General features: G+C 44.9%; 7 protein-coding genes and 2 pseudogenes. 4 read left to right on the forward strand and 5 right to left on the reverse strand.

Annotated elements, in window-relative coordinates; genetic code table 11:
• Positions 1-63 precede the first annotated feature (63 nt).
• Entirely contained in the window at positions 64-2,904 is a 2,841-nt protein-coding gene (locus EHQ17_RS12495) for a DEAD/DEAH box helicase (RefSeq protein WP_135594095.1), read from the reverse strand.
• Positions 2,905-3,618: a 7-carboxy-7-deazaguanine synthase QueE gene (locus tag EHQ17_RS12500; protein ID WP_135594113.1), complete on the reverse strand. Its 714-nt coding sequence runs from the start codon at positions 3,616-3,618 to the stop codon at positions 2,905-2,907. It lies immediately after the preceding gene.
• A gap of 194 nt (positions 3,619-3,812) precedes the next feature.
• Here EHQ17_RS12500 and EHQ17_RS12505 point away from each other — a divergent pair, with 194 nt between their 5' ends.
• Positions 3,813-4,715: a lysophospholipid acyltransferase family protein gene (locus EHQ17_RS12505; protein ID WP_135594099.1), complete on the forward strand. Its 903-nt coding sequence runs from the start codon at positions 3,813-3,815 to the stop codon at positions 4,713-4,715.
• Between the two features lie 159 nt (positions 4,716-4,874).
• Here the strand turns inward: EHQ17_RS12505 and EHQ17_RS12510 are convergent, their stop codons facing one another.
• Complete coding sequence (locus tag EHQ17_RS12510) at positions 4,875-5,411, reverse strand: inorganic diphosphatase (protein ID WP_135594101.1); 537 nt, start codon at positions 5,409-5,411, stop codon at positions 4,875-4,877.
• Between the two features lie 148 nt (positions 5,412-5,559).
• Positions 5,560-6,891, reverse strand: coding sequence for an MFS transporter (locus EHQ17_RS12515; RefSeq protein WP_135594103.1), 1,332 nt, complete (start codon positions 6,889-6,891; stop codon positions 5,560-5,562).
• A gap of 287 nt (positions 6,892-7,178) precedes the next feature.
• On the opposite strand from EHQ17_RS12515, the gene EHQ17_RS12520 reads away from it, so the two are divergent.
• The 3 genes and pseudogenes from EHQ17_RS12520 to EHQ17_RS12530 form a co-directional block, all read left to right on the forward strand.
• The gene (locus EHQ17_RS12520; RefSeq protein WP_167881193.1) at positions 7,179-8,885 is read left to right on the forward strand and encodes a hybrid sensor histidine kinase/response regulator; all 1,707 of its coding nucleotides are present in this window, start codon (positions 7,179-7,181) and stop codon (positions 8,883-8,885) included.
• A 250-nt stretch (positions 8,886-9,135) separates the two neighbouring features.
• Positions 9,136-10,662: a DEAD/DEAH box helicase gene (locus tag EHQ17_RS12525; RefSeq protein ID WP_135594107.1), complete on the forward strand. Its 1,527-nt coding sequence runs from the start codon at positions 9,136-9,138 to the stop codon at positions 10,660-10,662.
• Positions 10,663-10,775: 113 nt separating this feature from the next.
• Positions 10,776-11,201: pseudogene (locus EHQ17_RS12530) on the forward strand (formylglycine-generating enzyme family protein); the annotation flags it as partial.
• Here the strand turns inward: EHQ17_RS12530 and EHQ17_RS12535 are convergent.
• Positions 11,193-11,408 (reverse strand): annotated as a pseudogene (locus tag EHQ17_RS12535) (formylglycine-generating enzyme family protein); the annotation flags it as partial. The pseudogenes EHQ17_RS12530 and EHQ17_RS12535 overlap by 9 nt on opposite strands.

Below are 11,408 nucleotides of genomic sequence, written 5' to 3' on the forward strand. Positions count from 1 at the left end.
CGTTAAATCCAGAAACTTCGACGGAAAAAGGATGTCGAGCAGGAAACGACGCTCAGCGCGGATTCATCGAGGAAGATAAACTTGAAAGAGTTGAAATCGATGTTGGATCGTTTTTCCGTTCCGAACCTTCCGCAGTTCGCGATCGAAATCCTCTTTCACTTTTTGGATCTCATTCCGAGTCCGATTCATGGCGGATTTTTTTTCGGGTTTTCCTTCCCATTTGAAAGCGGCTTCCTGACGCATCAGTTTCTCTTCCAGTTGTCGAAGAGTATTCTGATTGCTCGTCCGGATTTTGAATTCCTCTTTCTGAAAAAGATCCAAAGTCTGATCGCCCAATTCCTTTTTACGAGATTCGACGATCTCGTCCAAAGCGAGAAAGGTTCGTATTAAATTCTCTTCCGATTTAGGAGAAAAAGGAATTTCATCCGACCCTGCGTCCGCGGAACGAAGGGGATTTCTCAGATCTTCCGGAAGTTCGTCGATCTTACGGACGGTTCCTGTTTTAGGATTCGTCTCGAAATAAAAAAGTTCGGTACGATTGAGCGTGAATTGAAACTCTACAAGAAATACGTAATATTCCTTATTGGAAACGGAATGGAATCGAGTGTTCCATCCCCTTTGATTTTGGATGAGATGTGAAACGGTCTTATCCACCAGAGGATGACCGAACGCTAAAAATTCCAAACTGTCGTTTTGTAACGCAAGCTCCGAGTCGAAGGTTCCGAATTTTCCCTTATAAACCGGGGAATCTATCTCGTAAATCTGCGGTTTCTTTTTGATCAGACGGAATCCCGCTTCCTCGGGGAACATTTCCGTAAACTTAGCGGTAAACTCCTCCAAGTGAGTATTGTTAAACGAACGTTCCTCCAATGTGTGGCTGTAATAATCTTGAAGATTAAAGTCTATCAGTTTGGGAGTGACCAATGCGCCGAGTTTTTCGAAACCTTTTTTCGCGATCTTGATTCGGTTATCCATCTCCTCTTCCATTTCGACCTTGGATTTGTTGCCCGTAACGAATCGCATAAAAGAGGAATTAAAATCCAATTCGTCCTCGATCGCTCCCAACAATTCGTCCGAGGATCCGATGGACTCTTCGAAAAGACGGATCTTGTTCGTAAGCACTTCGAGAATCCTTTCCGCAACGGTATCCTTACTGGCGAAGTTGAAAATGAACACGTTATCCTTTTGTCCGAAACGATGGATTCGTCCGATTCTTTGTTCGATCTTGAGCGGACTCCAAGGAAGATCGTAGTTGAAAAGAACGTTGGCGAATTGAAGGTTTCGTCCTTCGCCTCCCGCCTCAGTACAGATCAGAATTTCGGTTTTCGTCTTAAATTCTACGATCGCCCTTTCTTTGGCGTCCGCGCTTAACGAACCGTGAAACAAAGTAACCTGAAAATCGGAAAGAACGGACGCGAGAAAATCCTGTGTAGTTCTAAATTGGGTAAATATTATAAATTTTGAATGTCCTTCCTTTTGGAGTTTCAGGATCGTTTCCCGCAACTTTAAGGATTTCTTATCCTCTTTGATTTTTTTCCCCAAAAGGATCAGACGATTGAGGGAAAGAAGCTCTCGTTTGAGGCTTTGTAGATCGAGTTGAACCGATTCGTCCAATCCGGAAACGAATTCCTCCACGTCTTCGGTTTCGTCCAGATCCCATTCCTCCAACTTGGATTCCATCTGTTTGATATGATGGAACCGGTTTTCCAAAAGAAATTTCCGTTTAGTAAGCGCCGATAATAATGCGAAAACGGACGAATCCAACAACTTCTGAAATACGATCATCACGAAGCCGATCGCCCGGTTCTGCGTTCGCATCGCGAGGTTGTATTCCCTCCGCACGTAATTCGTGGTTTCCTCGTAAAACTCGCGTTCTACGGAAGAAAGTTCGATACGGACCGTTTTGGCGAAACGTTTTGTGAATCCGCCGACCTCGACCTTTCTTCTCCGGAGCAAAACCTTGGATATCTTGTCCTTTAAATCCGATTTGTTGCCTAAGACATAATCGTTTACAAAAGTATGATACGGTCCGAGGATATTCGGATCGATAAGATGCATCAGATAAAAAAGTTCCTCCAGTTTTCCTCGAAACGGAGTGGCGGTCAAAAGAAGAAGACATTCGCATTTTTTGGAGATCTTTTCCGCGAAAAGATAAGCGCGCGTGATCTTGTGATAATCCCTACGAAGACGATGCGCTTCGTCGAAGATGACGATGTCCCATTTGGTTTTGAGGATTTCTTCCGCGTATTTCGGATTTTTGATAAAGTCCACGGATGTGATGACGTGCTGGAAATTCCGCCAATTTTTGGCCCCTTCCGTATGGAAGTTTTTCCGTTTTACGATTTCGAAATCCTCGTTGAACTTATTCTTCAACTCCTGTTGCCATTGCACCAAAAGCGGAGAAGGAGCGACTATTAGAACTTTCTTATATCCTCTCCGAAAGATCAATTCCTTCATAACGAGAGCCGCTTCGATCGTTTTTCCCAAACCGACTTCGTCCGCCAAAATAAAACGGGGTCGAAGACTGTTGACCACGATATACGTGGATTCGATCTGATGTGGAAGCAACCTCGTCCTAGAGTTGGAAAGCGCCGAGAGTTTGTCGAACGCGTGCGTTAATTTCAGCTCGTACGCGGTGAGGGAAAGATCCATGATTCCCGAGATTGTTTCTTTGTTTCGCAACGCGGAAGGATATCCCGGAAGGATCCGAATTTGCGGAGAAGTTTCCGAAACCGTTTTTTTTATCGAGGCCGAAACGAACTCGATCGTGAACTTTCCTTCTTCCGAGGAAAGAATTTTACCGATTCCCAGTTCCGGAGAATTGACGAGATAACAAAAATCCCCCCGATATCCGGAACGGGCTCCGGACTCGAAGTCGAGGCTGAGTTGTAGCGTGTTTTCCAACTAAACTCCTCTCTGATCGCCCCAAATGTATTTATGAGTTTGTAAGGAAAGCCGAAGTCCGTAAACAAGAGAGGACTTGATCCATTCCGCGAGAAGTCGAGGAGACAATTCCCCCTGAACCGGAGAAGCCAAGAGGTTTCCCTTCAGTTGGAATGTTTCGATCACTTCCAAACATCGATCGAAATCCGCCCTATCACGAATCACAAACTTAATCTCGTCCAAATCGTTTTTTCTTTCCCGATATATTTCCAGATTTTTCACATTCATCCGATCTTCCATTCCGGAACCCGGTAGTTTATAATCCAACGTGAAAACGAAACGATCCAATCCTTCTATCGATTCGGCGCCGTTCGTCTCCACTCTCGCTCTCGGAAAAAAACCGGAAGCCTTTCTCGTTTCGAAAATTTCATTTCCCAACGCGATACTGAAGTCCCGATTCTTTCCTTCCAAAGGTTCTCCGCCGGTCAAAAGAATCTGCGTATCGTTCGGACTAAGTTCCCGGATTCTGCGAAGAGTTTGTTGGACGTTCATACTTTCTCCCGCATTGGGTGAAAGCGCATACGGAGTATCACACCAGAGTTTTCTTCCGGAAACCATTCCGCAACGTAGGGAACATCCCGCCATACGAACGAACACGGTCGGAATTCCCGTTGAAATTCCTTCTCCGGAAAGAGAAAGATATATTTCATGAACGGAGGTTTTCAGGTTGTCCATAGGTTCTTTTCGGTACAAGAGTTTTCTTTCGATCCCCTACGGGATCGTGAAAAAAATAAAAAGTTAAATTCCAGAATTTCGAACCTACCCTTTGCGGTCAACTCCTGAGGGTCGGATTTTTTTGAACCCCTTCTTTTGCTTGTCAATCCGGATACAACCGGTTCTTTTTGTATTAAAACCAGTACGGGGCTCCTTTGATTCGCTATATACCTGCATTCATCTTCGTTTACTTGTTCTATCTTCCGTTTAAGATTCTTCCTTATCGAGTTTGTCTTTTGTACGGACGAATGCTCGTCGTCCTTTTGTATCCGTTGGCGAGAAAACACAGAAAAATCGCGTATGAAAATATCTCGTACGCATTCCCGGATTATACCGATTCCCAAAAGAAGGAATTGGTTTGGAAAAGTGTTCTTCACATCGGAAATCTTTTAGCGGGAACCTTATACGCTCCTCGTATCGATCAAAAGTGGATGGAACGTTATCTCGTTTACGACGCGGAATCCCTCGCTTTGGAAAAGAAAACCAACGAAGAAGGAGTCGGAGTCGTTTTGATTTCGGGACATTTCGGAACCTGGGAAATTCTCGTTCAATTTATGGGAATGAGGATGAAAGGCGGAGGGATTTATAAGAAAGTAAGAAATCCTCTCGTAGACAAACTCATATACAAACTCAGATCCCAAAACGGAATCAAATTGGTTTCTACGGAGGAATCCGGTCAAGTTACGAAGATGTTGAAACAAGGATACTGGATCGGTTTCGGTTCGGATCAAAACGCGGGCAAGGCGGGAATTTTCGTGAACTTCTTCAACCGCCCGGCATCCACATACCAGGGCCCTGCTCTGATGGCGTATCTAACGGGGGCGAAGATGCTTTTGTATTCAGTGCTTTGCGGGGAAAAGGGAAAGGTTCTCGTTCGAGTCAAAGATTTGGGATTTGTGGATAAAAAAGCGTTTGTAGATCGGGAAGCCGCCGTCCGTCATTATACGGAAGTTTGGACCAAGGCTTTGGAAGAGGAAGTGAAATTGTTTCCGGAACAATACTTTTGGGTTCATAGAAGATGGAGAACCAAACCGGGGGATTTTCCCGGTCAAGTTTAAACGAAAGTCCGCAGAGGTCCGCGTTTCGTTTCCGACTCGCAGACATACGTTTCATAGTACCGCCCCGAAAAACCCGATACGGATCTCAATTCGAATATCGTAATACTCTAATACACCATCCTGCCCCGACGAAACGAAATCGATCGGGGATAATGACGTTCACTTTTTCGGGAAAGTCTTTTTATAAAACTCCAAGGCATCCGAAACGATTCTTCTTGCGAGTTCGGCATTTTGGAATTCTTCGATAACGACCGTCTTGTTTTCCAGTTTTTTATAGTCTTCGAAAAAATGTTTGAGTTCGAGAGTGAAATGGGGCGGAAGTTCCGAGATATCGTTGATGTGATTTACGGACATATCGTTTGCCGCAACCGCGATGATTTTATCGTCCTCTTCTCCCGAGTCCAACATTCTCATCACTCCGATGACTTTGGCCTTTACGAGACACAAGGGTTCCAATTCCACCTGCGACAAAACCAGAATATCCAGAGGATCGTGATCTCCGCAATACGACTGCGGAATAAATCCGTAATTCGCCGGATAATAAAAGGAGGAATAAAGGACCCGATCGAGTTTTAAGATTCCGTATTCCTTATCGACTTCGTATTTGGCGCGACTACCGCGTTTGATTTCGATCACGCCGTTTACGAATTCCGGAAGTTCTTCTCCGGGGGAAATATCATGCCAAGGATGTACCATATCGGAATGCTAACCGACGGTCTTGCGGAAAAGCAAGTTGAAAAAGAAAGTTTCAAACGTTCCGATGTTTTCTTTCAAGAAAGAAACGAAAGGAGAGACGTTCCCGATCGAACAACGTGTCGCGTCTTCGGAAGTACGAAAAAAAAAATCACGCTTTCGGTTTCCAACTCCACGTAAGCGCGAGCAAAAACAAAGCCAAACACGTCGCGCCGACGATCGGATACAAGGATTGTTCCCAACGAAATCCGGGTTGTTTACTCATCCAACCCACCGCTTTGGAAAGCGAAGTTCGTCCTAAATATCCGAATAAACCGATAAAACCCGCCGCAGTTCCGACCGCTTTTTTGGAAGTAAAATCGAGACCGGCCACCCCTAACAGCATTACGGGAGGATAGATAAAAAATCCGATGATCCCGAACAAAGTCAAATCCAACCAAAGATGACCGGGCGGCGTAAAAAACAAGGCGATCAACGCCGACAAAATGGGAAGCATACAAAAAAAACTGACCATTCCACGTTTACCTCCCAGCTTATCAGAACCCCAACCGACCAAAAGAGTCGATCCGATTCCGGCAAACTCGTAAATCAGAGTACTGACCCCTCCTTTTTCCAAGGTGGCTCCTTTGGCGAATTTAAGATAAGTCGGTCCTATGTCTGTCAGGCTGTAACGTACGACGTAGACGAAGAAGTTGGCCAATGCGAAGGTCCATATATAATAGTTTTTGAATATATGATCGACGAAAATTTCCCGCATCGAAAGTTCCCTTTCCTGTTCGGTTTCGTCGATACGAAGGTTTTTTTCCGGATCTTTTATATATTCCTCGATAGGAGGAAGTCCAACGGATTGGGGGGTATCCACCAGACGGAAAAGGAGATAAACCGCGGTGATGACTGCGATCGAAGCAGGAATATAAAACGCGTTTCTCCAACCCCACCAAGACGCGCTATATGCGGCCACCAAACCGACCAAACCTCCGCCCACGTTGTGGGCTATATTCCAAATAGCGAATTTAGAACCGCGCTCCGCAACTCCGAACCAATGTCCCAAGGACCTTCCGCAAGGAGGCCAACCCATACCCTGAACCAAACCGTTCAGAGCCCAGAGATAAAAATGAACGTCGTAATCGTTCGAAGCCCCGAAAGCGAAGTTGCAGAAGGCGGTCAGAATAAGCCCCAAAGGCATGAAATATTTGGGATTACTTCTATCGGATAAGGCGCCCATCAGGAATTTTCCGAGACCGTAAGTGATGGCGGTCACCGCCAGAATGTTCGTAACCTGTTCCTGGCTATAACGGAGAGCCTCTCCCATTTCCTTGGAAACGACGGGAAAATTATTTCTTACCAGATAAAAAACCGCGTATCCGAGGAAGGTCGCCTCTAAGATTCTCCAGCGGAAACGAGGGTATTGTTCGTTTATTTGGGAAACGGGTAAACGCGGTTTGGAAGGAGCGGGTAAAAATCTGCGCAAAAGCGAAATCATCGGCCACGATCTTAGAAAACCCGGCCCTGTTTTACAAGATTAATTTCGTATTCGAGCCGCAACGGCTCTTTAAAAATATCGGTAAATAAATATTTGAAAGATAAAAATTGGATTCCCGATCCCGAAAACGATGTATCATCTTATCTTCATAAGGTATGCTTTCCGATCGACCAATCTCCGCACCAGCCCGCATTTCTCTGATATATTTTTTATCCGCATCTGCATGGATTTTTTTTTCCGATCGATTCATCGGTTTTCTTTCGTTCGATCCTTATATACTTACGACGATGCAGACATACAAAGGATGGGGATTCGTCGGAACGACCACGCTGCTTCTTTTTTTCGTCCTCAACCGGTATTTCGTACTTCTTAAACGGGAAATGGAGGAACAAAAAAATGCGGAAGCGGCGTTGATCGAGTCGGAGCGAAGATTCAGGGTCACTCTGGAAAACATAAATCTGATCGGATTAGGTTTGGACGCTTACGGAAACATAACTTTCTGCAACGACTATCTACTACATCTCACCGGTTGGACCAGAGAGGAAATCATCGGTAAAAGTTGGTTCGAATATTTTATACTTCCCGAAGAAAAGGAACAGACACGATCCACTTTTAAGGAAGCCATCGATAAAAAGACGCTTCCTCTTCATTACGAAAATTATCTAAGGACAAAAACCGGAATAAGAAGATTGATCCAATGGGACAACACGTTCCTGCAGGACTCGGACCAAAACGTAATAGGAACGATCAGCATCGGAACGGATATCACGGACCGTAAACAAGCGGAAACGGATCGTTTGGAATTGGAAAGACGTTTGTTACACGCGCAGAAGTTGGAAAGTTTAGGGGTTTTAGCGGGAGGAATCGCGCACGATTTTAACAATCTCCTAGGAGGAATATTCGGTTATATAGATCTCGCGCGGGAAAAAATCGCGACTACGGATCCGGCCGCAAAGTATCTGAGCAAGGCGGTGAACGTATTTAACCGAGCCAAGGATTTGACGCAACAACTCCTAACGTTTTCCAAAGGAGGTAAACCGATCCGCAAAACGGGGACCTTGGCTCCGGTATTGAAGGATTGTGTTTTATTCGCGTTGAGCGGTTCGAACGTCTCCTGTAGTTTCGATATCGAAGAGGATTTGTATCTCTGCGATTTCGACGAAAATCAAATCCACCAAGTCATCGAAAATATAGTCATCAATTCCGTACAATCCATGCCGTTAGGCGGAACCATCCAAGTAAGCGCGAAAAACGTCTTTCTGAATTCCGAAAATTCGCTTCGTTTAAAGGAAGGAAAATACGTTAAGATTTCGATCAAAGATTCGGGAATCGGAATTCCGAAAGATCTTTTACCTAGAATTTTCGAACCCTTTTTTACGACCAAACAAAAGGGAACCGGACTCGGTTTGGCGACTTCCTATTCCATCGTTCAAAAACACGATGGTACGATAGAAGTGGATTCCAAATTGGGAATCGGAAGTACGTTTCATATTTTTCTGCCTGTTTCCAAAAACGAAATCCCGTCCTCGAATCCGAACCGAGAAAACGATCACACAGGATTGGGAAAAATACTGATCATGGACGACGAGGAATTCATCCTGGAAATTTTCGCCGATATGCTGCGGCAAATGGGTTACGAAACCGTAAACGCCAAAAACGGAAACGAAGCGATCGATCTTTTTCTATCGGCAAAAAATTCCGAAGAACCTTTCGACGCTCTCATTTTTGATCTGACGATTCCAGGAGGAATGGGCGGAGAAAAAACGATTTCGGAAATCAGAAAATACGACGCCGACGTGATCGCCGTCGCATCCAGCGGTTATTCCGAAGATCCGGTCATATCCTCTCCGAAAGAATTCGGATTTTCGGCGAGTCTACGAAAACCGTTTCGAAAGAACGACTTAGCGGAACTTTTAGACGATCTATTCCGTTTAAGACGGCGGCTAACGAAGGAAGTTTCGGAAAACCCAGACTCGCATCCGAATTTAGGATAACGTTCGTTTTTCAAGTAATTCAGATATTTTGAATATAGACGTCTTTTGTACTTGTAAAATCAGGCCGTTTTAAAAATATCGTCTATACGGCACGTCTCTTCAAGAAAAGACGTAGATTATCTCTATTCCAACCTTCCTCTCTTTCGTCGTCGCAGACTTTTTGATCTTCCGGATTCGCTATCTTGAAAATTCAAAGTATCAGAGGTTCCCTGGATTACGGGATGATTCGATATTTTACAAGGAACATCCAATGAAAAAATTAAAGTTTAACGAATTAAACTTATCCGAAGAAATTCAAAGAGCGATCGCGGACATGGGATTCGAAGAAGCCTCTCCCATCCAATCCGAAGCGATTCCCATCATTTTAAAAGGCAAGGACATCATCGGCCATGCACAAACGGGCACAGGGAAAACCGCGGCGTTCGCTATTCCGACGATCGAACTTCTCGAAGCGGATCAAAAGGAATTACAAGCTCTGATCCTTTGCCCGACCCGCGAACTCGTCATCCAAGTCAGCGAACAATTCCGCAAACTCATGAAATACAAAGGGAACTTCGAAGTCGTTCCGATTTACGGCGGTCAGGAAATCGACAGGCAACTCCGCGCATTGAGAAAAAATCCGCAGATCGTAATCGCCACTCCGGGAAGGATGATGGATCATATGCGACGCGGTTCCATCCGATTGGAAGACGTCAAAATCGTGATTTTAGACGAAGCGGATGAGATGTTGGACATGGGATTTCGGGAGGATATGGAAGTGATTCTCAAAGACACTCCTTCCGATCGTCAAACGATTATGTTTTCGGCAACGATGACGGACGATATCCTGAACATGATGAAACGTTTTCAAAAACATCCGCAGATAATCGACGTCACTCATCAGAAACTAAGCGCCCCAAAAATCGAGCAGATTTACTTCGAAATACAGGAGAACGCGAAAGGAGAAGCCCTCGCAAGACTGATCGAACACAGAAACATAAAACTTGCATTAGTATTTTGTAATACAAAAGCGCAAGTGGACACGCTCGTCGAACTTTTAAAGTCGAGAGGTTACTTCGCGGAAGGATTACACGGCGATCTGAATCAAAAACAAAGAGACAAAGTGATGAACGGCTTCCGAAACGGAAGCGTAGAAATCCTAGTGGCGACCGACGTTGCGGGAAGGGGAATCGACGTAAACAACGTGGAAGCCGTTTTTAATTACGATCTTCCTAGGGACGGAGAGGATTACGTCCATAGGATCGGAAGAACGGGAAGAGCCGGTAAAAAGGGAATCGCGTTCTCCTTTATCGTCGGCAAACAGATCTATAATCTCAAAAAAATAGAACGCATCAACGGAATCAAAATCGAACCGGGTAAAATACCTACGTTAGACGATCTCGAAGAAACAAAAATCAGCTCTTATACCTCCAAAGTCAGGGGAATCGTAGACGCGGGACATTTGGGAAAATACGTGAATCAAGTGGAACGATTGATGGGAGAGGATTACACCGCGCTCGACATAGCCGCCGCACTGTTTAAACTTACGATCCATAAGGAAAGCGTGTCTTTCGACGAATCGATGAAATTCGAATCCGATTTTAAATACGAGGAACACAAATCTTCCAGAAAGTCCGGCGGCGGATTTAGAAACGGAAATTTCTCCGGTAAATCGAAAGGACATAGAGGCGGTGGCGGCGGAAATTCCCGTTCTTCGGGACCCAAGTTCGACAAAAAGAACGGCGGCCGTGATAAAAAATCCCCCGGCGGATTTGCGCCCAAACGAAAGAAAAAATAAATTTCCGCCGTTTGAAAGCGGGATAAGGATATAAAATTCTATTTCCCGCATTCGAATTTCTGCCGATCATTAAAACGAAATTCCATCCTTCCGTTTGAAGGGAGGATCGACCTATGACCGCATTTCCTTTTTTTATACGTAAACGAGCGTTGTTGTTTCCGATCCTGTTCGTGATATCGGGATCTTTTTCGATATTCTCCCAGGAAACGAACGACTCGTCCTTAAACACAAGGATGGTTCCCTTTTGGAAAGGAGAAGTGGAAGCCGTGTATCGCGGAAAAGGAAAAGTTAAAATCCGGATACGAAGAGGTTCCGTTTTTTACGAAAAAGAGGAAGAGGAAATCAAGGCGATTTTGGAAAGAAAACCTTCCTACTCGGTTTTACAAACCGATCCCGAGAAAGAGATAGGTTCTTTTTTTATACGCAGAATTTCCATTTCATACCAGCCGACAACTCGCGGGAAAAAAGCCTCTGAAATAGAACTCTTCGGTACGTTCGCCGCCAAAGAAGGAATTCCCGAAAGACTTTTAACCGCCGGAGACGAAAACCATTTCCTTTCCGTCCTTAGGATGTCGAAGTTGTTTTGCGGGTCGCGTTCTTCTTCGTTCTTCCGAAAAGAAGGCTCCCGGTTCCACATACGCGGTTTCCGCTTTGTAGTCTTGGATATAAGTTCCGGCGGTTAAAAGTCTTTCGGGAATTCCTTCTTTGGCGGCGAACGTACCGAAGAGTTCTATTTCAGAGGCTTT

Origin of the sequence: Leptospira gomenensis, from assembly GCF_004770155.1 — a bacterium.
GTDB classification, from domain to species: domain Bacteria; phylum Spirochaetota; class Leptospiria; order Leptospirales; family Leptospiraceae; genus Leptospira; species Leptospira gomenensis.